This window comes from Pseudomonas sp. NFPP24 (assembly GCF_900112095.1).
Lineage (GTDB): Bacteria > Pseudomonadota > Gammaproteobacteria > Pseudomonadales > Pseudomonadaceae > Aquipseudomonas > Aquipseudomonas extremorientalis.
Genome location: NZ_FOKD01000008.1, coordinates 288,946 through 315,644 on the forward strand (window position 1 = coordinate 288,946; position 26,699 = coordinate 315,644).

Annotated in this window: 19 protein-coding genes; 6 read left to right on the forward strand and 13 right to left on the reverse strand. The window is 60.0% G+C overall.

Annotation, left to right across the window (positions count from 1 at the left end):
* Positions 1-19 precede the first annotated feature (19 nt).
* The 6 genes from infB to BM026_RS19375 all read left to right on the forward strand — a co-directional run bounded on the left by infB (position 20) and on the right by BM026_RS19375 (position 7,622).
* Positions 20-2,545 (forward strand): translation initiation factor IF-2, encoded by a 2,526-nt coding sequence (gene infB, locus BM026_RS19350; protein WP_071489997.1) that lies wholly within the window; start codon positions 20-22, stop codon positions 2,543-2,545.
* 159 nt (positions 2,546-2,704) lie between these two features.
* Complete coding sequence (rbfA, locus tag BM026_RS19355) at positions 2,705-3,100, forward strand: 30S ribosome-binding factor RbfA (protein WP_003176137.1); 396 nt, start codon at positions 2,705-2,707, stop codon at positions 3,098-3,100.
* A 3-nt stretch (positions 3,101-3,103) separates the two neighbouring features.
* On the forward strand, positions 3,104-4,021 hold the full coding sequence (gene truB, locus BM026_RS19360) for a tRNA pseudouridine(55) synthase TruB (protein ID WP_043051764.1): 918 nt from the start codon (positions 3,104-3,106) through the stop codon (positions 4,019-4,021).
* 115 nt (positions 4,022-4,136) lie between these two features.
* Positions 4,137-4,406 carry a 30S ribosomal protein S15 gene (gene rpsO, locus BM026_RS19365; RefSeq protein WP_003177875.1) on the forward strand — a complete coding sequence of 90 codons (270 nt, stop codon included), beginning with the start codon at positions 4,137-4,139 and terminating at the stop codon, positions 4,404-4,406.
* A 194-nt stretch (positions 4,407-4,600) separates the two neighbouring features.
* Entirely contained in the window at positions 4,601-6,706 is a 2,106-nt protein-coding gene (gene pnp, locus BM026_RS19370; RefSeq protein ID WP_092248380.1) for a polyribonucleotide nucleotidyltransferase, read from the forward strand.
* A 295-nt stretch (positions 6,707-7,001) separates the two neighbouring features.
* Positions 7,002-7,622, forward strand: a complete 621-nt coding sequence (locus tag BM026_RS19375) for a BON domain-containing protein (protein ID WP_071489999.1) — start codon at positions 7,002-7,004, stop codon at positions 7,620-7,622.
* Positions 7,623-7,784: 162 nt separating this feature from the next.
* Here the strand turns inward: BM026_RS19375 and BM026_RS19380 are convergent, their stop codons facing one another.
* From BM026_RS19380 to gluQRS, 13 genes are all read right to left on the reverse strand, one after another.
* Entirely contained in the window at positions 7,785-10,703 is a 2,919-nt protein-coding gene (locus BM026_RS19380; protein ID WP_093529759.1) for a DUF748 domain-containing protein, read from the reverse strand.
* A gap of 88 nt (positions 10,704-10,791) precedes the next feature.
* The gene (locus tag BM026_RS19385) at positions 10,792-11,808 is read right to left on the reverse strand and encodes a class I SAM-dependent rRNA methyltransferase (protein WP_092248390.1); all 1,017 of its coding nucleotides are present in this window, start codon (positions 11,806-11,808) and stop codon (positions 10,792-10,794) included.
* A gap of 57 nt (positions 11,809-11,865) precedes the next feature.
* Positions 11,866-12,735 (reverse strand): oxygenase MpaB family protein, encoded by an 870-nt coding sequence (locus BM026_RS19390; protein WP_071490002.1) that lies wholly within the window; start codon positions 12,733-12,735, stop codon positions 11,866-11,868.
* Between the two features lie 16 nt (positions 12,736-12,751).
* A complete protein-coding gene (gene acs, locus BM026_RS19395) occupies positions 12,752-14,689 on the reverse strand; it encodes an acetate--CoA ligase (protein ID WP_093529761.1) in 1,938 nt (645 codons plus the stop codon).
* 105 nt (positions 14,690-14,794) lie between these two features.
* Entirely contained in the window at positions 14,795-16,459 is a 1,665-nt protein-coding gene (pgi, locus tag BM026_RS19400; RefSeq protein WP_071490004.1) for a glucose-6-phosphate isomerase, read from the reverse strand.
* 224 nt (positions 16,460-16,683) lie between these two features.
* Positions 16,684-17,535 carry a pantoate--beta-alanine ligase gene (gene panC / locus BM026_RS19405; protein WP_092248396.1) on the reverse strand — a complete coding sequence of 284 codons (852 nt, stop codon included), beginning with the start codon at positions 17,533-17,535 and terminating at the stop codon, positions 16,684-16,686.
* Complete coding sequence (panB, locus tag BM026_RS19410; protein WP_093514393.1) at positions 17,532-18,332, reverse strand: 3-methyl-2-oxobutanoate hydroxymethyltransferase; 801 nt, start codon at positions 18,330-18,332, stop codon at positions 17,532-17,534. Before panB ends, panC begins: the two co-directional genes overlap by 4 nt.
* Positions 18,333-18,546: 214 nt before the next feature.
* The gene (gene folK, locus BM026_RS19415) at positions 18,547-19,044 is read right to left on the reverse strand and encodes a 2-amino-4-hydroxy-6-hydroxymethyldihydropteridine diphosphokinase (RefSeq protein WP_092248403.1); all 498 of its coding nucleotides are present in this window, start codon (positions 19,042-19,044) and stop codon (positions 18,547-18,549) included.
* A gap of 2 nt (positions 19,045-19,046) precedes the next feature.
* A complete protein-coding gene (locus BM026_RS19420) occupies positions 19,047-20,441 on the reverse strand; it encodes a polynucleotide adenylyltransferase PcnB (RefSeq protein ID WP_071490008.1) in 1,395 nt (464 codons plus the stop codon).
* A gap of 708 nt (positions 20,442-21,149) precedes the next feature.
* Positions 21,150-22,580 carry a sigma-54-dependent transcriptional regulator gene (locus tag BM026_RS19425; RefSeq protein WP_092248406.1) on the reverse strand — a complete coding sequence of 477 codons (1,431 nt, stop codon included), beginning with the start codon at positions 22,578-22,580 and terminating at the stop codon, positions 21,150-21,152.
* Between the two features lie 22 nt (positions 22,581-22,602).
* Complete coding sequence (locus BM026_RS19430; protein ID WP_166794333.1) at positions 22,603-25,557, reverse strand: sensor histidine kinase; 2,955 nt, start codon at positions 25,555-25,557, stop codon at positions 22,603-22,605.
* Positions 25,541-25,717 carry a hypothetical protein gene (locus BM026_RS19435; RefSeq protein ID WP_003176118.1) on the reverse strand — a complete coding sequence of 59 codons (177 nt, stop codon included), beginning with the start codon at positions 25,715-25,717 and terminating at the stop codon, positions 25,541-25,543. Before BM026_RS19435 ends, BM026_RS19430 begins: the two co-directional genes overlap by 17 nt.
* A 62-nt stretch (positions 25,718-25,779) precedes the next feature.
* Positions 25,780-26,667 carry a tRNA glutamyl-Q(34) synthetase GluQRS gene (gluQRS, locus tag BM026_RS19440; protein WP_092248409.1) on the reverse strand — a complete coding sequence of 296 codons (888 nt, stop codon included), beginning with the start codon at positions 26,665-26,667 and terminating at the stop codon, positions 25,780-25,782.
* Between the last annotated feature and the right edge of the window lie 32 nt (positions 26,668-26,699).

A 26,699-nucleotide genomic window follows, 5' to 3' on the forward strand; every position in this document is an offset into this window, starting at 1 on the left:
GGCCTGAGGAGAGAAGTGCATGACGCAAGTCACGGTGAAACAACTGGCCGATGAGGTCAAAACACCGGTAGAGCGCCTGTTGCAGCAGATGCGTGAGGCAGGTCTGCCGCACACCGCCGCCGATGAAGGTGTGAGCGATAGTGAGAAGCAGTCTTTGCTGACTCACTTGAAGAGCAGCCACAAGGCGAAAGTGGAAGAACCGCGCAAGATTACATTGCAGCGCAAAACCACCAGCACCCTGCGTGTTGCTGGTAGCAAGAGCATCAGCGTTGAAGTACGCAAGAAGAAAGTCTTCGTACAGCGCAGCCCGGAAGAAATCGAAGCCGAGCGCAAACGCGAACTGGAAGAACGTCGCGCAGTAGAAAATGCTGCTCGTCAGAAGGCTGAAGAAGAAGCCAAGCGTCGCGCCGAAGAAGAAGCGCGTCGCCAGCCTGCTGCTGCGCAACCTGCTGCCACTGAAGCGGTCGCCGCGCCTAGCGCTCCAGTTGAAGCTGTGCGTGAGGCCGCTCCGGTTGCCGCTGCACCAGCACCGGCTGCTGACGCCCGTAAACGCGACGAACCTCGTCGTCCGGACAAACCACGTGCCGACGATAACAATCGTCGCGGTGGTGGTGGCGATGGCGAGCGCAAAAACGCTCCGCATCGTGCCTCGGTCAAAGAGAAAGCGCCTGCTCCACGCGTTGCCCCACGTACTACCGACGAAGAAAGCGATGGCTTCCGTCGTGGTGGTCGCGGCAAGGCCAAGCTGAAGAAACGCAACGCCCACGGTTTCCAGAGCCCAACCGGCCCTGTCGTGCGTGAAGTGAAGATCGGCGAGACCATCACTGTGGGCGATCTGGCCCAGCAGATGTCGGTCAAGGCTGCTGAAATCATCAAGTTCATGTTCAAGCTGGGCACACCGGCCACCATCAACCAGGTTCTGGATCAGGAAACTGCCCAACTGGTTGCTGAAGAACTGGGCCACAAAGTGACCCTGGTCAGCGACACCGCCCTGGAAGATTCCCTGGCCGAGTCCCTGAAGTTTGAAGGTGAGGCGGTTTCCCGTGCACCGGTTGTGACCGTAATGGGCCACGTTGACCACGGTAAAACCTCCCTGCTCGACTATATCCGTCGTGCCAAGGTAGCCGCAGGCGAAGCCGGCGGTATCACCCAGCACATCGGCGCGTACCACGTTGAAACCGACCGTGGCATGGTGACGTTCCTCGACACCCCTGGTCACGCTGCGTTTACCGCAATGCGTGCCCGTGGTGCCAAGGCGACCGACATCGTGATCCTGGTGGTTGCAGCGGACGACGGCGTGATGCCACAAACCATCGAAGCCGTTCAGCATGCCAAGGCAGCTGGCGTTCCGCTGGTAGTCGCTGTGAACAAAATCGACAAGCCGGGCGCCGATCTCGATCGCATCCGTAGCGAACTGTCGGTTCACGGCGTGACATCCGAAGAGTGGGGTGGCGACACTCCATTCGTACCGGTTTCCGCGAAGATGGGTACTGGTGTTGACGAACTGCTCGAAGCCGTTCTGCTGCAAGCCGAAGTTCTGGAACTGACTGCCACTCCATCGGCTCCTGGCCGTGGCGTTGTAGTTGAGTCCCGTCTGGACAAGGGCCGTGGCCCGGTTGCGACTGTTCTGGTTCAAGACGGTACCCTGCGCCAAGGCGACATGGTGCTGGTCGGTTCGAACTACGGCCGTGTACGTGCCATGCTCGACGAGAACGGCAAGCCAATCAAGGAAGCCGGCCCGGCTATCCCGGTCGAGATCCTCGGCCTGGACGGTACACCGGACGCTGGTGACGAGATGAGCGTGGTTGCCGACGAGAAGAAAGCCCGTGAAGTGGCTCTGTTCCGTCAAGGCAAGTTCCGTGAAGTCAAGCTGGCTCGTGCTCACGCCGGCAAGCTGGAAAACATCTTCGAGAACATGGGCCAGGAAGAGAAGAAGACGCTTAACATCGTCCTCAAATCTGACGTACGTGGTTCCCTCGAAGCGTTGAACGGCGCTTTGAACGGCCTGGGTAACGACGAAGTACAAGTGCGCGTTGTCGGTGGCGGTGTCGGTGGTATCACCGAGTCCGACGCCAACCTGGCACTGGCTTCCAACGCTGTACTGTTCGGCTTCAACGTGCGTGCCGATGCTGGCGCTCGCAAGATCGTCGAGCAGGAAGGCCTGGACATGCGTTACTACAACGTCATCTACGACATCATCGAAGACGTCAAGAAAGCCCTCACCGGCATGCTTGGCAGCGACGTCCGGGAGAACATCCTGGGTATTGCCGAAGTACGTGACGTGTTCCGCTCGCCGAAATTCGGCGCGATCGCCGGCTGCATGGTGGTTGAAGGCACTGTGTACCGTAACCGTCCAATCCGTGTACTGCGTGAAGACATCGTTATCTTCGAAGGCGAGCTGGAATCCCTGCGCCGCTTCAAGGATGACGCTTCCGAAGTACGTGCCGGCATGGAATGCGGTATCGGCGTCAAGAGCTACAACGACGTCAAGGCTGGCGACAAGATCGAAGTCTACGAGAAGGTTCAGGTTGCTCGCAGCCTCTAACTCGCGCACTTCAGGAGCCACGCAACGCGTGGGCATGCAATTGCCCCGCGCAGCGTACGGACTCTAAACGCAACGCCCGGTCTGGCTTTTGTCAGGCCGGGCGTTTGCCGCTTTCAGACCCCACGGGTTTCACCGTGTGGCAGTAACAGGTAACAAGACATGGCAAAAGAATACAGCCGTACCCAGCGTATCGGCGATCAGATGCAGCGCGAGCTGGCCCAATTGATCCGTCGCGAAGTCAAAGACCCACGCGTTGGCCTGGTCACCATCACCGCCGTTGAAGTGAGCCGTGACGTGGGTCACGCCAAGATCTTCATCACCGTGATGGGGCAGGACAACAGCGAAGAAATCGCGCAAAGCATCAAGGTGCTCAACTCGGCTGCAGGCTTCCTGCGCATGCAGTTGGCCCGTGAAATGAAGCTGCGCAGTGTTCCTCAGCTGCACTTTCACTACGATGAGAGCGTCGTGCGGGGTGCACATCTGTCGGCCCTGATCGAGCGCGCCGTGGCTGAAGACAGCCAGCACCCGTCCACACCTGAAGACGCCAAGGAGTAAGCGGTGGCTCAGGTCAAACGTATCCGTCGCAACGTCAGCGGCATCATTCTGCTCGACAAGCCCATTGGTTTTACCTCCAATGCCGCGTTGCAGAAGGTCCGCTGGCTGCTCAATGCCGAAAAGGCCGGGCACACCGGCAGCCTCGATCCACTGGCCACCGGCGTGTTGCCGTTGTGCTTTGGCGAGGCCACCAAGTTCTCCCAATACCTGCTCGACTCCGACAAGGGTTATGAAACCCTGATGCAACTGGGCAAGACCACCACCACGGCCGACGCCGAAGGTGATGTTTTGCAGGTTCGCGAAGTGACCGTTGGTCGTGCTGATATTGAAGCTGCTTTACCCGCTTTTCGTGGGGAAATCAGTCAGATACCGCCGATGTACTCGGCGCTCAAGCGTGATGGCCAGCCTCTTTACAAGCTGGCACGTGCGGGCGAAGTAGTGGAGCGCGAACCGCGTTCTGTTACTATTGCGCGCTTGGAATTGCTCGCCTGTGAAGGCGACACCGCCCGGTTGGCCGTGGACTGCAGCAAAGGCACCTATATCCGTACCCTGGTGGAAGATATTGGTGAAAAGCTCGGTTGCGGCGCGTACGTTGCAGAACTGCGGCGCACCCAGGCCGGTCCTTTCAGCCTGGCCCAGACGGTCACGCTGGAAGAGTTGGAAGCGGTACACGCCGAAGGCGGCAATGAAGCAGTTGATCGCTTCCTGATGCCATCGGACAGCGGTTTGCTCGATTGGCCATTGCTGCACTTCTCGGAGCACAGCGCGTTCTACTGGCTCAACGGCCAGCCGGTACGTGCCCCGGATGCCCCGAAGTTCGGCATGGTGCGGGTACAGGATCATAACGGTCGCTTTATCGGTATCGGTGAAGTGAGCGAAGACGGGCGCATCGCGCCGCGTCGACTGATTCGGTCAGAATGACCGAACGAGTGTGGCTGTTAACAGGCACGGTCAACACTCATTTTTAGATACAGGGATTTGTCCCTGGCCTGTTGAAACTGCCCTTTGGGTGGTTTCCTGAAAAAAGGATTGCCTCATGGCTCTCGACGTTCAAGAAAAAGCACAAATCGTTGCTGACTATCAGCAAGCTGTTGGTGACACTGGTTCGCCAGAAGTGCAAGTTGCACTGCTGACCCACAACATCAACAAGCTGCAAGGTCACTTCAAGGCCAACGGTAAAGACCACCACTCGCGTCGTGGTCTGATCCGCATGGTAAACCAGCGCCGTAAGCTGCTGGACTACCTGAAAGGCAAGGATCTGGGTCGTTATCAGACTCTGATCGGTCGCCTGGGTCTGCGTCGCTAATAAGCGATTGCGCTAGAGGTTGGTTGTCTGCCGTGTGCCAGTGGGATTCCCGCTGGCCCATGGCAGGCTCCCAGCCTCAAGTTTTATCTGGACACACGTTTTACCCTGGACGAGCGTCGGGCCGATTCCCGGCATTGCCCAAGAATTTCGCAAGAAGACAAGTTCCCCAAGAGCCACAAAGAAGGTAGGACACCGTGAACCCGGTTATCAAAAAATTCCAGTTCGGTCAGTCGACCGTTACCCTCGAGACAGGCCGTATCGCCCGTCAAGCCTCCGGCGCAGTGCTGGTTACCGTTGATGACGACGTTACCGTACTGGTGACCGTTGTTGGCGCCAAGACCGCTGACCCGAGCAAAGGCTTCTTCCCCCTGTCCGTTCACTACCAGGAAAAGACTTACGCTGCCGGTAAGATCCCTGGCGGTTTCTTCAAGCGCGAAGGCCGTCCTTCCGAGAAAGAAACCCTGACTTCCCGACTGATCGACCGTCCGATCCGTCCGCTGTTCCCAGAAGGCTTCATGAACGAAGTGCAGGTTGTCTGCACCGTCGTTTCCACCAGCAAGAAGACCGATCCGGACATCGCTGCGATGATCGGTACCTCGGCGGCCCTGGCCATCTCCGGTATTCCTTTCGATGGCCCGATCGGCGCAGCCCGCGTAGCGTTCCACGAAAGCACCGGCTACCTGCTGAACCCGACTTACGAGCAACTGAAAGCATCGAGCCTGGACATGGTCGTTGCCGGTACCTCGGAAGCCGTGCTGATGGTTGAATCGGAAGCCAAAGAGCTGACCGAAGACCAGATGCTGGGCGCCGTACTGTTCGCCCACGACGAGTTCCAGGCTGTCATCAAGGCTGTCACCGAACTGGCTGCCGAAGCGGCCAAGCCAACCTGGAGCTGGGCTCCACAGGCTGAAGCCACCGAACTGCTGGGCGCTATCCGCTCCGAGTTCGGCGCTGCCATCTCCGACGCCTACACCATCACCGTCAAGGCCGACCGTTATGCTCGCCTGGGCGAGTTGAAGGACCAAGTTGTCGCCAAGCTGTCCGGTGAAGAAGGCCAGCCTTCCGCCAGCGACGTCAAAGCGGCTTTCGGTGAGATCGAATACCGCACCGTCCGCGAAAACATCGTTAACGGCAAGCCACGTATCGACGGTCGCGACACTCGTACCGTGCGCCCGCTGAACATCGAAGTCGGTGTTCTGCCGAAGACTCACGGTTCGGCCCTGTTCACCCGTGGTGAAACCCAGGCGCTGGTCGTTGCGACCCTGGGTACCGCCCGTGACGCACAGTTGCTGGACACCCTGGAAGGCGAGAAAAAAGACCCGTTCATGCTGCACTACAACTTCCCTCCGTTCTCGGTGGGCGAGTGCGGTCGCATGGGTGGTGCTGGTCGTCGCGAAATCGGTCACGGCCGTCTGGCCCGCCGTTCGGTCCAGGCCATGCTGCCTGCCGCTGACGTGTTCCCGTACACCATCCGTGTTGTGTCGGAAATCACCGAGTCCAACGGTTCCAGCTCCATGGCTTCCGTTTGCGGTGCTTCCCTGGCACTGATGGACGCCGGTGTGCCGATGAAGGCGCCGGTTGCCGGTATCGCCATGGGCCTGGTTAAAGAAGGCGAGAAGTTCGCCGTCCTGACCGACATCCTGGGCGACGAAGACCACCTGGGCGACATGGACTTCAAGGTAGCCGGTACCGCCAAAGGTGTGACCGCGCTGCAGATGGACATCAAGATCAAGGGCATCACCGAAGAGATCATGGAAATCGCCCTGGGCCAAGCCCTGGAAGCGCGCCTGAACATCCTCGGCCAGATGAACCAGATCATTGGTCAGTCCCGTACCGAACTGTCGGAAAATGCTCCGACCATGATCGCGATGAAAATCGACACCGACAAAATCCGTGATGTTATCGGTAAAGGCGGCGCGACCATTCGTGCGATCTGCGAAGAAACCAAGGCTTCGATCGATATCGAAGACGACGGCTCGATCAAGATCTTCGGCGAAACCAAGGAAGCGGCTGAAGCAGCACGTCAGCGCGTCCTGGGCATCACTGCCGAGGCCGAGATCGGCAAGATCTACGTCGGTAAGGTTGAGCGCATCGTCGACTTCGGCGCATTCGTCAACATCCTGCCGGGCAAAGACGGTCTGGTGCACATCTCCATGCTGAGCGACGCTCGGGTTGAGAAAGTCACCGACATTCTGAAGGAAGGCCAGGAAGTGGAAGTGCTGGTACTGGACGTGGACAACCGCGGCCGTATCAAGCTGTCCATCAAGGACGTAGCAGCAGCCAAGGCTTCGGGCGTTTAATCACCCAAGGCTTCAGGTTGAAAAAGAGGACTCTTCGGAGTCCTTTTTTTTTGGATGCAGGAAAGTACCTAAAAATCAGGCGCTTAAATGAGAGCAAAAGCCGCAACTTGCATGCAGGCACGTGCGGCATCATGCAAGTTGCACGAATCCGAAATTTTCTTTTTTTTATAAGTTGTTGTTTATAAAGGATTTTATTGGTGATTCGGACTTGGCACACTGCCTGCAATAACCCTGTTAACGCTGCAGCATCAAGGTTCACACACTGCAGACTTTTAATAAAACAGGAGTTACTCGTATGAAGAAGTTCGCTCTCGCTACTGCTACCGCTCTGACCCTGGCCATGGGTGCCAACGTTGCCTTTGCCCAGACTTCCCAAGCGCCAATGACCCTTGCAGCGGGTGAAGCCACCAAGGCGAAAGAAGCTACTTCCGACACTTGGATCACTACCAAAGTCAAAGCTGACCTGCTGACCGAAAAAGGTATTCCAGGTTCCGACATCAAGGTTGAAACCAACAAAGGCGTGGTTTCTCTTTCTTCTGATGTCGCTATCTCGGACTCGCAAAAAGCGACTGCCGTAGCCATCACCAAAAAAATCAAAGGTGTAACCGCTGTTTCGGCTGACGGCCTGCTGGCTGGCGGCGCGACCAAGGCGGACAACATCGACAAAACCAAAAGCGCAGCAGCAGGCGCTAAAGAGTCCACCTCCGATACCTGGATCACCACTAAAGTAAAAGCTGACCTGGTAACCGAGAAAGGCATTCCTGGTACCGACATCAAAGTCGAAACCAATAAAGGTGTAGTGTCCCTGTCTTCGACCACCCCGGTCACTGAAGCTCAGAAAACTACCGCGGTGAACATCACCAAGAAAATCAAAGGCGTTAAAGCTGTATCGGCCGACGGCCTGAAAGCAGAGTAACCCTTGGAGTTTCGTCTGAACGAGACGGCGGCGGCTTAGGGTGAGTTAGATATCCACCCGATGCACCTCTGGAGTTCATGCGACCGACCACACGGATGTGGTCATTACAGGCCCCGGCACTTGTGTCGGGGCCTGTTCTATTGTGGGCGGTTCCTACAGGGATTATTCGGCATCCAGGTGCATTGGCGTAATGACGCGACCATCTTTCTCCGCCTGGCCCAGATTGGCATCAATGAAGTACACCCGGTCATCTTCCAATTGGCCTTTATCCACCAGGTAATCCTTGATGGTGCTGGCACGGTCCTGGCCAAGTTGGCGTAGCAGTACGTCGCTGCCACTCCAGAATTTGATCACGCCGTCGCGAAGCTTCACGCTGCGCTCATCGCTGCTCAGGTCCTTCCATTCGGCCGGCGGTTGTTGTTTCAGGCGGGTGCGGTAGATGCCTTCCAGCAAGGGGGCTTTTTCCTTCTCGGGTACGACGAGCAACGACGCCTGGGCGGGTACTTTGTCACCGCGACGTTGAAGAATCTTGTAGTAGTTGTACTGGTATTCACGCTCTAGCCGCTGGGCCGCAAGGAATGGCCCATCGCTGCTGGCTGCGGCGGTGCCTTCGATTTCCAGGCGCAGGGTAGGACGCTCTTTCAGCGCTTTGGCCAGTGTGTTCAAGGCGCTTTCGGCATCCTTGTTCAACTCGCTGGAACCGGCGGCGAACGACACATTACCGAGATCTTCCGAGCCGCCACCGGTCACCAACCCACCGATAAACTTGAAAGGCGCCGTTGCCGCGCGTACCACGAGGTTACGCAGGGTCTGCCATACGATCGGCATCACGCTGAATTGCGGGTTGTTCAAGTCACCGGTTACCGGCAATTCGATGGAGATCTTGCCATCACTGTCCTTGAGCAAAGCGACGGCCAGGCGAATCGGCAAGTCCACGGCATCGGCGCTGTCGACTTTCTCGCCCAATTGCAATTGCTCAACCACCACCTTGTTCTCGGCCTTCAACTGGCCTTTGGTGATTACGTAGTGCAGGTCGAGGTTCAGTCGTCCCTTGCGGATACGGAAGCCAGCGAACTTGCCGGAGTAAGGCGTCAGGGTGGTCAGTTCGACACGCTTGAAGCTGGTCGCAATGTCCAGCGCCGCCATCGGGTCGAACGGGTTCACGCTGCCCTTGATAGTCACTGGCGCATAGCGATCAACCTTGCCCTTGATATCGACGCTGGCCGGTTTGGCCTGCCGACTGTCGATAGTGCCGATCTGACCGTTGAGCTGTTGAATCGCGGTGGCGAAGTTGGGGGTAAGGCTGAAATCGGCAAAATTGGCCGAGCCGTCATTAATCGCAATCTGCCCGATGCGGATGCCCAGGGGCTTGTCCTTGCTGGCGGGTTTGGAACCTTTGTCGGGCGCTTGTGGAATCAGCAGGTCATCCACGTTGGTGGTTCGGTCGTCGTTGATCATGAAGCGCGCATACGGCTGCAGCAGGTTGACCTTGTCGATCGACAGGCTGTCGCCGTGCTGGTAGTTCACGCCTTCGAGCACCAGGCGCTGCCATTTGAGAAAGTCGCGGGTCTTGAGGGTATCCAGGGTGTGCAATTGATCGACCTGAGCCCGGCCGGTGACCTGCAACTTCAGCGGATCGGTGCTTTTGAGGTTCACATCAAGATTGCTGCCGAGCATACCGCTGCGCAGTTCCAGGCGAATGAACGGGCTGATGTAGGACTGGGCCACCCGCAGGTCGATGTCCTGGGTATTCACTTTCAGCCTGGCACTGACCGGGTCGAGGTTGACCTCGCCGGTCGCCTGGAGCTTGCCTTGCTTGCCCACGCCGGAGTCGACCTTCACGGTAAACGGGCTCCGGTTGAGGCTGTCGAAATTCTGCATGTCGACGTTCAACGGGCCGAGTTCCAGCGCTACTGCTGGCTTGGCCTGTCGATCGGCCAGGTGCACCTGGTAGTTACGCAGTTGCACGTCCTTGAGCAGCACTTGCCACGGTTTGCTTGGCGCGGCGGGTTCGGCTTTTGGCGAGTCGGCGGTGGCGGGTGCGTTTTTCGCTTCGGGCGCCTTGGCCGGTTTGCTCGGCTGGCTGGCGAACAGTTTCTGCCAGTCCAATTGCCCGTCAGCCTCAAGGGCTGCCCAGGTCTCCAGTTTGTTACTGCGGATCTTGCCGACCACCACTTGCTGCTTGGCCAGGTCCACCGTGGTCTCGCTGACGTCCAGGCGCTCCAGGCGCACCAATGGGCGGCCGTCCGGTGCCTTGATGGCAAAGGGCGCGATGCTGGCGGCGGTGTTGGTCAGGTTCAGCTCGGTCTCTTTGGCCAGGCTGAATTTGTACTCGGTGCTGAAGTTGAGCACGCCGTCTTCAAGCACCAGTGGCAGCGCGTCACGTACGTAGGGCCACCAGGCTTTCATCTTGCCGTTGGTGACCTTCAACGTGCCTTCGGAAGTGATCGGCACCAGGCTGAAATTGCCTTTCCAGTCGATCTGTCCACCTGCGGGGCCGGCTGCGACCAGGGTCATGTCGGCATTGTCTTCGGGCAGGGTGCTGAGGTTCTTCAGCTCGAAGTCGAGTGTGTCGTAGAGGAATTCGATGGGCTCGCTGGGGCGCAAGTCTTCGAAATGCACATAGCCGCCGGCCAGCTTGATGCTGTCGATACGCAGAGGGAACGGTTTGGCATCCGGATTGGTCGGTGTTGGCTCGCTGGGCGGCAGTTTGAACAACTGCGCCAGGTTGAGTTGGCCGGACTTGTCGAACAGCAGCTCGGTCTTGGGCTTGTCCAGCTGTATATCGGCCAGGTGCAGGGCGCGGGTCCAGAGGCTGTCGATCTGCAGGTTGGCGTAGAGGCGTTCGAACCCGACTTGTTCCTTGCCGGGTTCACCGATCTTCAGGCCCCACAGGGTCAGTTCCAGGCTGAACGGGTTGAGCTCGATTCGCTCGATCCGCGCTGGCACCGTGGCGTAATTGGCCAACTGCTGGTTGGCGATGCGAAGGGCGATGCCGGGGAGAATCAAAAAGCCCAGCAAGCTGTACAGGGCAAGGGCGGTCAACAAGGCGCCAGCGGCGCGAATCAATCCTTTGGGCATGGGGCGGCGCCATCTATGTCAAACAGGAGTGCCTTGGAGTATGGCACGGGTTTTCGGTTCCGAAGAGCAAGGGCCTTTGAGAAACGTCTTACAGTTGGAGTAGCAGGGTTTTCAGGGGCGGTTGCTGATCCTGGGACGGGAAGTCCGCTCCAGGCGTCATGATTTTCCAGTCACGCACCGGGCGCCCGGCTTTTTCCGCGCAGCGCAGCACCTGTTCGCGCCAATCCTCCATGCTGACTTTCGCCAGGTTGTTGCAGCAGATCAGCACGCCATTGTCAGCGGTGGCCAGCAGGGCTGGCTTGAGCAGGCTCTGGTAGTCGCGCAGCAGGTCGACGGTGCCGAACGCGCTCTTGGCCCAGGCCGGTGGATCCAGCAGCACCAGGTCGTATTGACGTTGCTCCAGGCGCGGATAACTCGGCAGCTTTTGCCCACGGCGCTGGGTGATCGGCAGGCCTGCCAATTGGCGAATCGCCGGGAAGTAGTCGGACTGTACGAACTCCATGCTCGGCAATTGCGGGTTCAGCAAGCCGTTTTCGCGACCGACCGCCAGGTTGCCCTCGGCAAAGTCCAGGTTGCACACCTCGCGGGCGCCACCGGCGGCTGCGCTCAGGCCCACGCCGCAGGTGTAGGCGAACAGGTTGAGCACGCTTTTTCCGGCGCTGTTGGCCTTGACCCAGCCGCGGGTGTTACGCAGGTCGAGGAACAGCAGCGGGTCCTGCCCGGCATGCCGCCCACGCACGCGGTAACTGAGGCCCCACTCGTGGCCAACCAGGTCCTGCAGTGCGGCGGGTTCGGCGCGATACACCGTGTCTTCGCGGTCGATGCGCGAATTGCCACGGGCGCGATCGTTGTACACCAGCAACAACTCCAGGCCCATGTACTGGTTGACCTGTTGATGCAGGTCCAGCAGGTCGGCGGTTTCCAGGGATTGGTGGAAACTCTGCACCAGCAACTGCGGGCCGTAGCGGTCGATGGTCAGGCCCCCGGCGCCTTCCTGGCTGCCATGGAACAGCCGGTAACAGTCGGTGCCCTGTGCGTGCAACTCGCTGATCAGGTCTTGGCGATGATCGAGGGCGGCGCGCAGCGCCTGATTCAAGGGAGACATGGAGCGCGCCTTGCTGGGGAATTGAGGGCGCGAAGTTTAACAGCTATGCGCCGTCGCCTACATCAACCCCATCCGGCGATGGGCGCGTTGCACAGAGCCATTGCGCATCGCCCAGCGCAACATCGGGGCACTGCGTTTGACGCCAGCACGGATCATCTGACGTTGCAGCGGGCTCTGGTGCTGGTCGAGCATCGCGCTGGCCCAATCCGGCAGCAGGTCGATCCCGGCGCGCATCATCAAGCTGCCAAATGGCTTGGCCAGCAGGCTGGGGGAGGGAGCATTCAGCAGTAGCCGCAGTACTTCGCGGCTGCGATCGTCGCACAGCAATTGCGGGCGGATGCGAGCCAGATAATCCGAAACGTCCTGCCGAGAACGCGGAACATGCCGCGCACCCAGCTGTTCAGCGACCAAGGCAATTTCACTGTAGTAACGGTCCTGGTCGCGACCGGACAGGTGCGGGTTGCAATAACGCAAGTGAGCGGCCAGGAAGTGACTGACCTCCGCCACATGCACCCAGGTCAGCAATTCCGGGTCGCTGGCCGCATAAGGCCGGCCATCCGGGGCGTGGCCGACCACCTGCAAGTGAATGGTGCGGACTTTTTCGATCAGCCATTCGGCGTCTCTGCGCGAGCCGAACGTCGTGCCCGAAATGAACTGCGAGGTCCGCCGCAAGCGCCCAAGCATGTCCTGGCGAAAGTTGGAATGGTCCCACACGCCCGCCAGGGCCAACGGATGCAAGGCTTGCAGCATCAAGGCGCTGATGCCGCCGATGAGCATACTGCTGAAGTCGCCATGCACTTGCCAACTCACCGAGTCGGGCCCGAACAAGCCTGGGTCGCCCTTGGGGTTTTCCAGGTCCAGTTGGCCCAGCGACAGGCCGGTCAGGCTCATCAACTGGGTTTCGATACGGCTGCGGATAAATTCCATGGCGACGTGGGGTTTCCTATCGGTTCAGGCGTTTGTCGATCAAACCGTCGACCACGCTCGGATCGGCCAGGGTCGAGGTATCACCCAGGCTGTCCAGTTCGTTGCAGGCAATCTTGCGCAAGATCCTGCGCATGATTTTGCCGGAACGGGTTTTCGGCAAGGCCGGGGCCCATTGGATCAGTTCCGGCTTGGCGAAGCTGCCAATTTCTTTGCTGACCAGATCCAGCAGGTGTTTTTTTAACGCATCGCTGGGTTCCACGCCATTCATGGGGGTGACAAAGGCATAGATGCCCTGGCCTTTGACATCATGGGGATAGCCCACCACGGCGGCCTCGGCCACCTGGTCGTGCAGCACCAGGGCGCTTTCTACCTCGGCAGTGCCGATGCGATGGCCTGACACGTTGATCACATCGTCGATGCGCCCGGTGATCCAATAATCGCCGTCTTCATCGCGGCGTGCGCCGTCACCGGTGAAGTAGTAGCCGGGGTAGGGTTTGAAGTAGGTGTCGACCATGCGCTGCGGATCGCCGTACACACTGCGGATCTGCCCCGGCCAGCTGGCTTTGATCGCCAGTACGCCACTGCCGGCGCCGCTGAATTCCTTGCCGTGTTCATCGAGGAGTACCGGCTTTACGCCGAACATTGGCTGGGTCGCGCACCCTGGCTTGATTCGCTGGGCGCTGACCAGTGGGCTGAGCATGATGCCGCCGGTCTCGGTCTGCCACCAGGTATCCACAATCGGGCAGCGCTGTTCGCCCACGGCATTGAAGTACCAGTCCCAGGCCTCCGGGTTGATCGGTTCGCCGACGCTGCCCAGCAGGCGCAGGCTGGCGCGCGAGGTGTTTTCCAGCGGGCCGTGGCCTTCGCGCATCAGCGCGCGCAGGGCGGTGGGCGCGGTGTAGAAGATGTTGACCTGGTGCTTGTCGATCACCTGCCAGAAGCGCGAACTGTCCGGATAGCTCGGCACGCCCTCGAACATCAGCGAGGTCGCGCCATTGGCCAGCGGGCCGTACACGATGTAACTGTGGCCGGTGACCCAGCCCACATCGGCGGTGCACCAGAACACTTCACCGTCGCGGTAATCGAGCACGTACTTGAAGGTCATCGCCGCTTGCAGCAGATAGCCGCCGGTGGTGTGCAGCACGCCCTTGGGTTTGCCGGTACTGCCGGAGGTGTAGAGGATGAAGAGCGGGTCTTCGGCGTCCATCGGCTCGGGCGGGCAGTCGCTGCTGGCCGCATCCAGGGCTTGTTGATACTTGAGGTCGCGACCTTCGCTCCAGCCAACGGTCGCTCCGGTGCGCTCCACTACCAGCACCGTGCTCACATTCGGACAACTGGCCAGGGCCTTGTCGACATTCTGCTTCAGTGCAACGGGCTTGCCGCCGCGCACGCCTTCGTCTGCGGTGATCACCGTGCGGCAGTCGGCATCGAGAATACGGTCACGCAAGGCATCCGGCGAGAAACCACCAAACACCACGGAGTGCACCGCGCCAATCCGTGTGCAGGCGAGCATGGCGTAGGCGGCCTCCGGGATCATCGGCATGTAGATGCATACCCGGTCGCCTTTCTTCACGCCACGGCTTTTCAGCACATTGGCCAGGCGGCTGACGTTCTGGTGCAGTTGGAGGTAGGTGATTTTTGAAGATTTTGTCGGATCATCGCCTTCCCAGATGAAGGCCGGCTGATCAGCGCGTTGCGCCAGGTGACGGTCGATGCAGTTGTAGCTGACGTTGAGTTGACCACCGGCAAACCATTGGGCGGCGCCGGTGTGGATGTCTGAGCGTTGAACGGTGTGCCAGGGGGTTATCCAGTCGAGAAAGTGCTCGGCCTGTTCAGCCCAGAAGGTATCCGGCTGTTCGATGGATTGGCGGTAGAGGCGCTGATAGTCCTCTTGACTGAGTTGCGCAGCCCGGCGGACGGCATCGGCGGTGGGGAACGTGCTGATATCGAACATGAGCGATCCTTATTCTTGTTTTTGCGACAAGTCATAAAGATGCACCCGGCAGGGGTAGGGTTCAAGGCCAACCTCCAAATGGACGTTGGCCTTGCAAAAACTGGATCAGCCGCGGTGACGACCGCGGAAGTAATTGATCAGGCCCTGGGTCGAAGCGTCCTCGGCCGAGGTCTCTTCGGCGCCGGTCAGGCGGTTGTAGACGCCCTTGCCCAGCTCCTTGCCCAGCTCCACACCCCATTGGTCGAAGGCGTTGATACCCCAAATCACGCTCTGTACGAACACTTTGTGCTCATACATGGCTACCAGGGCACCCAGGCGACGCGGGCTGATGCGTTCGACCACGAGGGTGTTGCTCGGGCGGTTGCCCGGAATCACCTTGTGCGGTGCCAGCTTCTGCACTTCGTCTTCCGGGATACCTTTGTCGCGCAGCTCGGCTTCCGCTTCGGCGCGGGTCTTGCCGAGCATCAGCGCCTGGCTCTGGGACAGGCAGTTGGCGTACAGCCATTGATGGTGGTCGGACACCGGGTTGAAGCTGACGATCGGCACGATAAAGTCGGCCGGGATCAGTTGGGTACCCTGGTGCAGCAACTGGTGGTAAGCGTGCTGGCCGTTGCAGCCAACGCCGCCCCAGATCACCGGGCCGGTATCGGTAGCGACGGGCGTACCGTCCTGGCGCACGCTCTTGCCGTTGGATTCCATGTCCAGCTGTTGCAAGTGTTTGGTGATGTTACGCAGGTAGTGGTCGTACGGCAGGATCGCGTGGCTCTGCGCGCCCCAGAAGTTGCCGTACCACACGCCCAGCAAGCCCAGCAGCACCGGCATGTTCTGTTCGAACGGGGCGTTCTGGAAATGCTGGTCCATGGTGTAGGCACCGGACAGCAGTTCCTTGAAGTTGGACATGCCGATGGCCAGGGCGATCGGCAAGCCGATGGCCGACCATAGCGAGTAACGGCCGCCGACCCAATCCCACATCGGGAAGATGTTTTCTTCGCGAATTCCGAAGGCCACGGCCGCCGCGTTGTTGCTCGACACGGCGATGAAGTGGCGATACAGCTCGGCTTCCGAGCCACCCTGGGCCAGGTACCAGGCACGGGCGGCCTGGGCGTTTTTCAGGGTTTCGAGGGTGTTGAAGGATTTCGACGAGACGATGAACAGCGTGGTCTCGGCGCGCAGCTTCAGGGTCAGCTCGTGGAACTCGCTGCCGTCGATGTTCGCCAGGTAGTGGCAGCGCACGCCTTTGTGGGCGTAGGACAGCAGCGCTTCGGAGACCAGCTCCGGGCCGAGGAACGAGCCACCGATACCGATGTTCACCACGTCGGTGATCGGCTTCTCGGTGTAGCCACGCCACAGGCCGTCGTGGATGCGGCCGACCAGGTCGGTGATCTGGTTCAGCACTTTGTGCACGTCCGGCATGATGTTCACGCCGTTGACCGACAGCTTGTCACCCACCGGACGGCGCAGTGCGGTGTGCAGCGCTGGGCGGCCTTCCGACGAGTTGACTGGTTCGCCTTTGTACAGCGCGTCAATCGCTTCCTTGAGGTGGACCTCTTTGGCGAGGTTTACCAGCAGGTCACGGGTTTCGCCGGTGATCAGGTTTTTCGAGTAATCGAGGAAAAGTCCGCAGCTGCTCAAGGTGAACTGGGAAAAACGCTGAGGATCGGCATTGAACGCTTCGCGCATGCTGAAATCCTGCATGGCTTGGCGATGTTGATTGAGCGCTTGCCAGGCGGGCAGAGCGGTAACGTCATGAGGGGTGCGGTAGTACGCCATCGCTGCGGGTTTCCTTTTATTACGGGGACTGCCTTTAGGACACTTATTTGCCTGGAACATCCAGTCTTTGATCAAGCAATGGGTTCCAGACAGCGCTAACCATAGCGCAGGGCGATTACATTAAACCTAGCGTGTCGATATGTCTTGGCTTTGTCTGCGCTAAGGCCGGTACTTTTTTATACCGGCACTTTTTATTTACGCAGTGAGGAGGGCAACTGGAAGGGTCAGTCGAGGATCAGATGCAGGTTATCGATGAGACGGGTGGCCCCCAAGTAGGCGGCGACCAGGATCACGATATCCCGGTCTTCGGCCGTGGCCGGGCGCAAATGCACGCCTTGGCGCACTTCGAGGTAGTCCAGGCGCAGCCCGGCGGCTTCGATCTGGCGGACCTGTTCGGCGCGCAGCTTGGCGAAGTCATGGTCACCGGCCTTGATAGCAGCGCCTATCTGGCTGAGGCTGCGGTACAGCACCGGCGCAATGGCGCGCTGTTCGTCGCTGAGGTAGCCGTTGCGCGACGACAGCGCCAGGCCGTCGTCGGCGCGCACGGTGGGCTCGCCGATGATCTGGATCGGCATGTTCAGGTCATGCACCATGGCGCGGATCACGGCCAGTTGCTGGTAATCCTTCTGGCCAAACACGGCCATGTCCGGCTGCACCATGTTGAACAGCTTGCTGACCACCGTCGCCACGCCTTCGAAATGCCCGGGACGGCTGGCGCCACACAGGCCTTCGGACAGTTGCGGCACGCTGACACGGGTCTGGCCGGTCATGCCGCCTGGGTACATTTCCTCGACGGTAGGTGCGAACAGCAGGTTGCAGCCGGCTTGCAGCAACTTTTCCTGATCGGCGGCCAGGGTGCGGGGGTATTTGTCCAGGTCTTCGCCGGCGCCAAATTGCAGCGGGTTGACGAAGATGCTGGCGACCACGAAATCCGCCTGCTGGGCGGCCTTGGTCACCAGGGTGGCGTGGCCGCTGTGCAGGTTGCCCATGGTCGGCACAAAGCCGATACGCTTGCCGGCGCTGCGGGCATGGGTTACGGCGGCCCGCAGTTCACGTACGGTTTTAACGGTGTTCATGCAGAGAACCCATGTTCGGCGGCCGGGAAGGTCACGCCTTTGACTTCGGCGACGTAGGCGCTCAAGGCGTCATGGATGCTGGTCTGGCCAGTCATGAAGTTCTTCACGAACTTCGGCACACGACCGCTGATCGACAGGCCGAGCATGTCGTGCAGCACCAGCACCTGGCCATCGGTGGCCGAACCTGCGCCGATACCAATTACTGGCACTTTCACGGCCTGGGTGATTTCTGCCGCCAACTCGCTCGGCACACATTCGAGCAGGATCATGGCCGCGCCGGCCTGTTCCAGGGCGATGGCGTCCGCACGCATCTGGCGCGCCTGGGCCTCATTCCGGCCCTGGACCTTATAGCCGCCAAGGATGTTCACGGACTGCGGCGTCAGTCCCATGTGCACACACACCGGCACGCCGCGTTCCGCGAGCAGGCGGATCGACTCGGCGAGCCATAACGCGCCTTCAATTTTGATCATGTGCGCGCCGGCTTGCATCAGCTTGCCGGCATTCTGGAAGGTTTGTTCGAGCGTCGCGTAACCCATGAACGGCAGGTCGGCGATGATGAAGGCGCCATCGTTACCGCGCTTGACGCTGGCGGTGTGGTACGCAAGTTCATCGGTGGTGACGGGCAGGGTGCTGTCATTCCCTTGAAGAACCATGCCCAGGGAGTCGCCCACCAGCAGCACTTCAACCCCGGCCTGGCAACTGGCGTGGGCGAACGTGGCGTCGTAGCAGGTCAGCATGGCGATTTTTTCACCTTTGAGCTTGAGGCTCTGCAAGGTGGTCAGGGTAATGTCTGGCATGAAAAGGGTCCTCGTTCAGGCGCTTGGAAACAGCGAGTAACGCGCGTGAGTCTTCGTTTATACAGGCGCACTGTCTTGAGAGCAGTGCTTATAAGGCCTGGATTGCGCCCTTCAGCGCCGGGTTGGCGGCAGCGGGACGCCTATAGTCGTGAGGAGGACACGGGAAGTCAATTGGATGTGTTACCGCATTGTTACGATGACGGTGTTACCGCTGTTACTGACGCGATTCAGCAACGGTGAGCCGTTCAAGACCGACAAACGGGCAGGCTTCAAGCAGTTCGTTGAGGGTTTGGCCATCGGGTAACGCCAGGCTGGCGGGCGCCAGTTCGGCCAACGGGTACAGCACAAAAGCCCTCAGGTGCATCTGGTAGTGCGGCACCTTGAGACGCGGTTCGTCGATCAGGCGATCGCCAAACAGCAGGATGTCCAGGTCAAGCGTGCGCGGGCCCCAGCGCTCGAGGCGTTCGCGGCCCTGGTCATTCTCGATGGCTTGCAGCGCATCCAGCAGCTCAAGAGGGGCGAGGTTACTGTCAAGGGCAGCCACTGCATTGGTATAGCGCGGTTGGCCCGGGAGCAGGGAGTCACTTTGATAGAAGGCAGAGACACCGGCGACGTGCGTGCCGGGCAATTGCGCCAGTGCTTCGATAGCGCTGCGCAATTGCTGATCCGGGGCCGCCAGGTTGCTGCCCATGCCGATGTAGATGCGTTCCACGCTTATTCGCCCGAGGCGTCGGCCGCGCTGCGCTTGCGCTTGCTGCTGCTACGGCGACGCTTCTTCGGCCCGGCGCCTTCGCCATCGCCTTTGCTGCCGAGGTCACGGATCATGTCGCGGCGTTCGCTGTCATTGGCGTCCTGGTAGTCGGTCCACCATTCGCCCAGGCCGTCGGTCTGCTCGCCGGCGCTTTCACGCAACAACAGGAAGTCGTAGCCGGCGCGGAAACGCGGGTTGTCCAGCAACAGGTCGGCACGTTTGCCACTGCGGCGTGGCAGGCGCTCCTGCATGTCCCAGATCTCACGGATCGGTATGGTGAACCGTTTTGGAATGGCGATGCGCTGGCACTGCTCGGCGATCAGCTCATGGGCGGCTTCCTGCATGGCCGGGATCGGCGGCATGCCACGCTCCTGCAGGCGCAGCACGCGCTTGGGCAGGGCCGGCCACAACAGGGCGGCAAACAGAAACGCCGGGGTGACTGGTTTGTTCTGCTTGATGCGCAGGTCGGTGTTGATCAGTGCTTCGCTGATCAGGGTGTGGGTGTACGTCGGGTTGTATTCCAGCGCCTCGGCGCTGGCCGGGAACAGTGGGTCGAACAACTGCAGGTCGACGAGCATTTCGAAGGTGTCGGCGGCGTAGCCCGAGAGGAACAGCTTCAACACTTCTTCGAACAGGCGCGCCGAAGGGATCTCCCGCAGCATCGGTGCCAGTTCGCGAATCGGCGCGGCGGTGTGTTTCTCGATGCCGAAGTTGAGCTTGGCGGCAAAACGCACCGCACGCAGCATGCGCACCGGGTCTTCCTGGTAGCGCTGGACCGGGTCACCGATCAGGCGGATCAGGTTGTTGCGGATATCGTGTACGCCATTGGCGTAATCGAGAATGCGCTCGCTGACCGGATCGTAATACAAGGCATTGATGGTGAAGTCGCGGCGCTGCGCGTCTTCCTCGAGGGTACCGTAGACGTTGTCACGCAGGATGCGCCCGCTTTCGTTGCGGGAGGACTGATTGGTGTCTTCCTCTTCATCGTTTTGCGGGTGGCCGGCGCGAAACGTCGCAACTTCGATGATTTCGCGACCGAAGTGGATATGCACCAGCTTGAAACGCCGGCCGATGATCCGCGCATTGCGAAATTCGGCACGCACTTGCTCAGGCGTGGCGCTGGTGGCGACGTCGAAGTCCTTGGGCGTGATATTGAGCAGCATGTCGCGTACACAACCGCCCACCAGATAAGCCTGGTAGCCGGCGTTCTGCAAACGTTCGACGATATTCACGGCATAACGGCTGAATTGAGCGCGTTGCAGCGAATGCTGGCTGCTGTTGAGCACTTCAGGCGTGCTGCGTTTGTGTTGCGTACGACGCAAGGGAGAACGGAATGACTGGAACAACTTCTTCAGCATGGGATGCACTGTTTGAAGGAATGTTCGGCCATAACGAAGAATGACCGCATGATGGGCGGGGATTCTAGCATTTAGTCAGGGGATGGTGTAGGAACAAGCTGCAAGCCCCAAGCCAAAAGCTTCAAGAGGTTGCTGGGTGGTCAAATGGCGGAAACTACAAGGGGAGCCGAAGCTCCCCCAGAAGTAGTTGCGTGCTCTATTTTTATTATGGATTGCGGGCTTCTTGTTTTTGTTGATCGCCCTCGCCATGAAGCTTCACCTTCATGACACTCCCAATCGGGAGTCAAGAGCAAACGGATTGCTTTGGTCGCTGTGTTGCTGATCTACGATCCAACCAGTTCAGGCTCTGCCTTAGGGCAGTTTTTGTTGTTCTCGGCCTGGTTGCGGGGCAAGCCCCAAATGCAACGCCTCTCCAAAAGAATCAGTTAGCTGCGCCTCCGCCGTGTTGTTTTTGTTATGCGTGAGTCGATTCGTCTTATTTTTATTGTCTTGTACAAAGCTTGTTATTGTTTTTGTACTAAGCATATAGCAGGGTGCGTGCCAACTTTTGCACCGCCCAGCAAAACCGGGGGGTTGAGGTGGTATCGGGCTTTTGACGGCCCAAAAAAAACCGGGGCTTCGTTACCGTAAGCCCCGGCTTTTGTTACGCGAAATATCCGCGGTAACAGTTTTTTCACATCTGCGGGTGTTACCTGTGGGGGCGCGCCCTCAACTCTCGCTGGCCACGCCGGTCTTGCGCCGCGGAATGCCCAGGCGCTGGCGACGTTCCCACAGGCATTTACGGCTCACGCCCAGCTTGCGCGCCAGTTCGGTCTCGGTCATATGGTCCTGGTGCTCAAGGACGAAATGCTGGAAGTAATCTTCCAGTGACAGATCTTCCGTCGGCTCGTGGCTGGTGTTGCTACCGCCGCCCTGTTGTGGGGCCAGGCCGATGAAGTCGTCGTCCTCCAGATCGCTCAGCTCAATGTCGATACCCAGCAGCTCGGCGGAAATCTCCGGGCTCTCCGACAGGATCACCGCACGCTCGACCGCATTTTCCAGCTCCCGCACGTTACCCGGCCACGAGTAATGGCGAATCGCCTGCTCGGCGTCCGGGGCAAACTTCAGGTCGGTACGGTTGATGCGCGCGCTCTGGCGCAGCAGGAACGCGTTGGCGATCTCATTGACGTCGGCGCCACGCTCACGCAGGGCCGGCAACTTGAGGGCGATCACGTGCAGGCGGTAATACAAGTCTTCACGGAACTGGCCGATCTTGGCCAGGCTCTTCAGGTCCCGGTGGGTCGCGGCGATCAGTCGAACATCGACCTTCTGCGATTGCACCGAGCCCACACGGCGAATCTCGCCTTCCTGCAACACGCGCAGTAACCGCGCCTGGGCTTCCAGAGGCAGTTCGCCGATTTCGTCGAGGAACAGCGTGCCGCCGTCCGCCGCTTCCACCAGGCCCGCACGCCCGGCGCTGGCGCCGGTAAACGCGCCTTTTTCGTGGCCGAACAGTTCGGACTCGATCAGGGATTCAGGGATCGCCGCGCAGTTCACCGAGATCATCGGCGCCTTGGCACGCTTGGACAGGTTGTGCAGGGCGCGGGCCACCAGTTCTTTACCGGTGCCAGACTCGCCCTGGATCAATACATTGGAGTCGGTGGGCGCGACTTTGCGGATCTTGCTGTACAGGTCCTGCATGGGTGGGCAGGAACCGATGATGCCGATCTCGCCGTTGCTGTTGTCGACGCCTGGCTTGTCATTGGTTTTGCTCGCCGGTCGTTGCTCGGCCGGCGCGCTGCTGGCCGACTGGCGGTCGCGCAGGATACGGGCCACCGCCTGGAGCATCTCGTCATGGTCGAATGGCTTGGCGATGTAATCCACCGCGCCCATCTTCATGGAGTCCACCGCCGACCGCAGGCTGGCGTAGCTGGTCATGATCAGCACCGGAGTGCCCTGGCCCAGTTTGATCAACTCGGTACCAGGCGCGCCAGGCAGGCGCAGGTCGCTGACAATCAGGTCGAACGTGGGAATGCTGAACCGCTCCTGGGCTTCCTGCACCGAGCCGGCTTCGCTGACCTGGTACTGATTTCGTTCAAGCAGGCGACGCAAGGCAGAGCGGATAATGGTTTCGTCTTCGACGATCAAAATGTGCGGCATTGATTCAATTCTCTCGACGGTCTCAGTTCACAGCGGACGTCGCTTCGACATGACGCGGCAAGGTCACCCGAATACGGGTGCCGCGTTGGCTTTCGGTGTCAGCCGGGCTGTCGATGGTGATTTGTCCATAATGCTCTTCAACGATGGAATAGACCAGTGCAAGGCCCAGACCGGTACCTTCACCTGGGTCCTTGGTGGTGAAGAAGGGTTCGAACAATCGGTCCATGATGTTCTGTGGAATACCGCTGCCTTCATCTTCGACGATCAGATCGACCGTATGTTCGAAAGCCTCGGTCTTGACGCGCACCGCACCGCCGGCCGGGGTGGCGTCACGGGCGTTGGACAGCAGGTTGATCAGCACTTGGGCGAGGCGTTGGGAGTCGCCGTCGACCCAATGGTCGGGGTCGCATAAATTGAAGAACTGTACTTCGAAATTGCGCCGGTTCAAGGCCAGCAGCCCAATGGCGTCCTGTGCCACCTCGGCCAGGCACACGGCTTCGTCGTGGTTCTGGTGGGCGCCGGCGTGGGCAAAGCTCATCAGCGACTGCACGATGCGCGAAACACGCTTGGTCTGTTCGAGGATCTGCCCGCTGATTTCGGTGATTTCGCCGTCGTCTTCACGCTCTTCCCGCAGGTTCTGCGCCAGGCAGGCAATACCGGTGATCGGATTGCCGATTTCATGGGCCACGCCCGCCGCCAACCGACCGATACTGGCCAGGCGCTCGGAGTGCACCAGCTTGTCTTCGAGCATCTGGGTTTCGGTCAGGTCTTCCACCAGCAGCACCAGACCACTGTTACCGGGGGCCAGGGGTTCGTCGATGGCGGCTTTGTGCAGGTTGAGCCAGCGGGTCTGGCCGTCGAGGGCCAGGTGCTGCTTGTGCAGGTGTTCGTCGGGCAGGTTGATGAAGCCTTGCAACAGTTCTTTCCAAGGCTCGCCCAGTGTATTCAGGCGTGAGCCGACTACGCGTTGCGCCGCGATACCGGTGAGTTCTTCCATGGCCTTGTTCCACATCAGGATCTCTTGATCCTTGGCCAGGGAGCAGACGCCCATCGGGAGTTCCTGCAGGGTCTGGCGGTGGTAGCGACGCAGGGCATCGAGTTCGGCGGCCAGGCCTGTGAGGCGGGAGTGGTAGTCCTCCAGCCGGCTTTCGATGAAATGGATGTCTTCGGTTACGTAGTTTTCGCCGCCGGCCTTGTAGGGCAGGAAGGTTTCCACCATGTCCTGGGACACGCTCGGCCCCATCAATCCGGACAGGTTGGCTTCGATACGGTCACGCAGGCGGCGCAGGGCGTACGGGCGGCGCTCATCGAACGGCAGGTAGAGATCGCGCAGCGCCTGCTCGACTTCCTTCTGTGCCGCCTTGGCACCCAACGGCTTGGCCAGTTGCGTGGCGAATTCCTGGGGTGAGGCGGCATGCAATTCACGTCGTTGCGGACGGCGTACGTTATCCACCGCGCAGGCTTCGGCGGCGCTGGTTTCTTCCGGGCTGGCGTTTGTAAACAGTGAGATCAGGGTGAACATCAAGACGTTGGCGGCCAGCGACGCAATCGCGGCCATGTGCCAACTGGTGTCATCCAGCACGTAGATCATGTTCAGCAACGGGATGTAGAAGCCCTGCAGGTTGCCGACCAGCGGCAGCAGCATGGTCACGACCCACACCAGGATCCCCGCCAGCAGCCCGGCGATGAAGCCACGGCGATTGGCGGTCGGCCAATACAGTACCGACAGCACGCCCGGCAGGAACTGCAAGGTGGCGACAAATGCAACGATCCCCAGATTGGCCAGGTCTTGACCCGCGCCCAGCAGCAGGTAGAAACCATAGCCGGCCATGATAATCGCGACGATCAGCGCGCGCCGTGTCCATTTCAGCCAGCGGTAGATATTGCCCTCGGCCGGTGGTTGATACAGCGGTAACACCAGGTGGTTGAGTGCCATCCCCGAGAGAGCCAGGGTGGTCACGATGATCAACCCGCTGGCAGCCGATAGCCCCCCGACGTACGCCAATAGCGCCAAGGCCGGGCTATTCGCGGCTATGCCGATGCCCAGGGTGAAATACTCAGGATTGGTGGTGGCCCCCAGTTTCAGACCGGCCCACAGGATCAGCGGCACCGCCAGGCTCATCAACAGCAGGAACAACGGCAAACCCCAGCTGGCGCTGACCAGCGAGCGCGGGTTGAGGTTCTCGGTAAAGGTCATGTGGTACATGTGCGGCATCACGATCGCCGAGGCGAAGAACACCAGCAGCAGTGTGCGCCAGGGGCCTTCCTGCAATGGCGTATGCAGGGCGGCGAGGGCGGTCTGGTTCTGCAGCAGCCACAGTTCCAGCTGTTGCGGGCCGTCGAACACGCCGTAGAGCGCGTACAGGCCAACGCCGCCGATGGCGATCAGCTTGATCACCGACTCGAAGGCAATCGCGAACACCAGGCCCTCGTGCTTTTCGCGGGTGGCGATATGGCGTGAGCCGAAGAAAATCGTGAACAGCGTGATCAGCGCGCAGAAGGCCAGGGCCACCCGATGTTGCACCGGTTCGCGGGTCAGGATGCTGATGGAGTCCGCCACCGCCTGGATTTGCAGGGCCAGCAACGGCAGCACGCCGATCAGCATGAAAATGGTGGTCAGCGCGCCGGCCCAGGTGCTGCGAAAGCGGAAGGCGAACAGGTCGGCCAGGGAGGACAGTTGGTAGGTGCGGGTGATCTTCAGTATCGGGTACAGCAGCACCGGTGCCAGCAGAAACGCACCGGACACCCCGAGGTAGCTGGAAAGAAAACCGTAACCGTATTGATAGGCCAGGCCTACGGTGCCATAGAACGCCCAGGCGCTGGCGTAAACGCCAAGGGACAAGGTGTAGGTCAGCGGATGGCGAATGATCGCCCGCGGAATCATTCCACGCTCACTGATCCAGGCCACCCCGAACAGCGCGGCCAGGTAGGCGGCGCTGATCAGCAGCATCTGGGTGAGGCTAAAGCTCATCGGCATCTTTTTGGCTCTGCAGGATGAAAGTCACGACGATCAGGATCAGCCACAGCAGATAAGGGCGATACCAGGCGCCCGTGGCGTCGATCCACCAATCCATGATGGCGGGGGAAAACAGGTAGATCCCGACGACCAGCAGCAGGACCAATCGATAGATGTACATGTTGGCCTCTGATTGAAAAACTGCGGCGATGGTAACGGATGCCGGCCAAGCTGCAAGCGCCTTCAGCTCAATTGCGCTTCTGCCAGCGTGAGTGTGTGCGGTATCCGCGTGGCGTCCCAGTGCTGGATGCCCCAATCCAGCAGTTCCCGTGGGCTGGCGTGGAGCAGCTCGTCACCGGGTTGCTGCCCGAGGGCGCGCAGGGCCCTTAATAGCAAAGGCGTGGCCTGGTCGGGTGTCAACGGCGGGGAACGATAGGATTTGCCCAATTTGTTACCGTCCGGCTGGACGATCAGTGGCACATGCAGGTAGCGCGGTTGGCGCAGGCCGAGCAGTTCCTGCAGGTAGAGCTGGCGCGGCGTGGAGTCGAGCAGGTCGGCGCCGCGCACGATGTCGGTAACACCTTGCCACGCATCGTCGAGGACGACTGCCAATTGATAAGCATAGAGGCCATCGCGGCGACGGATGACGAAATCGCCTACATCGCGACCCAGGTGCTGTCGGAATTCGCCCTGGACGCGGTCGGTAAAGTGGTAAGCAAGCTCAGGAACACGCAAACGGATGGCGGCATCTTGCTGATCGTGGCCGGCATTGCGACACAGGCCCGGGTAGATGCCGTTGTAGGCCTCCAGTTGTTTACGTGAGCAAGTGCAGGCGTAGGCGAGGCCGTGGTTGAACATATCGTTCAGTACTTTGGCATAGGCTTCGTGCCGTTCGCTTTGTCGGACCAGTTCGCCGTCCCACTCAAACCCGTAGCTTTCCAGTGCATGCAGGATCGCAGCCTGGGCGCCGGGCTCTTCGCGGGGCGGGTCGAGGTCTTCCATGCGCATCAGCCAGCGGCCGTGGTTGGCGCGGGCGTCGAGGTAGGAGGCGAGCGCGGCGACCAGTGAGCCGAAATGCAAGTGGCCGCTGGGCGTGGGGGCAAAACGCCCGATATAGGTAGAGGCTGTCATGGGCCGGATACTACTGGAAATTCGCTAAACCC

Excerpts from the sequence above, each read along its gene's own strand:
- infB (WP_071489997.1), top strand. The coding sequence starts at position 20 with ATGACGCAAGTCACGGTGAAACAACTGGCCGATGAGGTCAAAACACCG.
- rbfA (WP_003176137.1), top strand. The coding sequence starts at position 2,705 with ATGGCAAAAGAATACAGCCGTACCCAGCGTATCGGCGATCAGATGCAG.
- rpsO (WP_003177875.1), top strand. The coding sequence starts at position 4,137 with ATGGCTCTCGACGTTCAAGAAAAAGCACAAATCGTTGCTGACTATCAG.
- BM026_RS19375 (WP_071489999.1), top strand. The coding sequence starts at position 7,002 with ATGAAGAAGTTCGCTCTCGCTACTGCTACCGCTCTGACCCTGGCCATG.
- BM026_RS19380 (WP_093529759.1), bottom strand. The coding sequence starts at position 10,703 with ATGCCCAAAGGATTGATTCGCGCCGCTGGCGCCTTGTTGACCGCCCTT.
- BM026_RS19385 (WP_092248390.1), bottom strand. The coding sequence starts at position 11,808 with ATGTCTCCCTTGAATCAGGCGCTGCGCGCCGCCCTCGATCATCGCCAA.
- BM026_RS19390 (WP_071490002.1), bottom strand. The coding sequence starts at position 12,735 with ATGGAATTTATCCGCAGCCGTATCGAAACCCAGTTGATGAGCCTGACC.
- acs (WP_093529761.1), bottom strand. The coding sequence starts at position 14,689 with ATGTTCGATATCAGCACGTTCCCCACCGCCGATGCCGTCCGCCGGGCT.
- pgi (WP_071490004.1), bottom strand. The coding sequence starts at position 16,459 with ATGGCGTACTACCGCACCCCTCATGACGTTACCGCTCTGCCCGCCTGG.
- panC (WP_092248396.1), bottom strand. The coding sequence starts at position 17,535 with ATGAACACCGTTAAAACCGTACGTGAACTGCGGGCCGCCGTAACCCAT.
- panB (WP_093514393.1), bottom strand. The coding sequence starts at position 18,332 with ATGCCAGACATTACCCTGACCACCTTGCAGAGCCTCAAGCTCAAAGGT.
- BM026_RS19420 (WP_071490008.1), bottom strand. The coding sequence starts at position 20,441 with ATGCTGAAGAAGTTGTTCCAGTCATTCCGTTCTCCCTTGCGTCGTACG.
- BM026_RS19425 (WP_092248406.1), bottom strand. The coding sequence starts at position 22,580 with ATGCCGCACATTTTGATCGTCGAAGACGAAACCATTATCCGCTCTGCC.
- BM026_RS19430 (WP_166794333.1), bottom strand. The coding sequence starts at position 25,557 with ATGCCGATGAGCTTTAGCCTCACCCAGATGCTGCTGATCAGCGCCGCC.
- BM026_RS19435 (WP_003176118.1), bottom strand. The coding sequence starts at position 25,717 with ATGTACATCTATCGATTGGTCCTGCTGCTGGTCGTCGGGATCTACCTG.
- gluQRS (WP_092248409.1), bottom strand. The coding sequence starts at position 26,667 with ATGACAGCCTCTACCTATATCGGGCGTTTTGCCCCCACGCCCAGCGGC.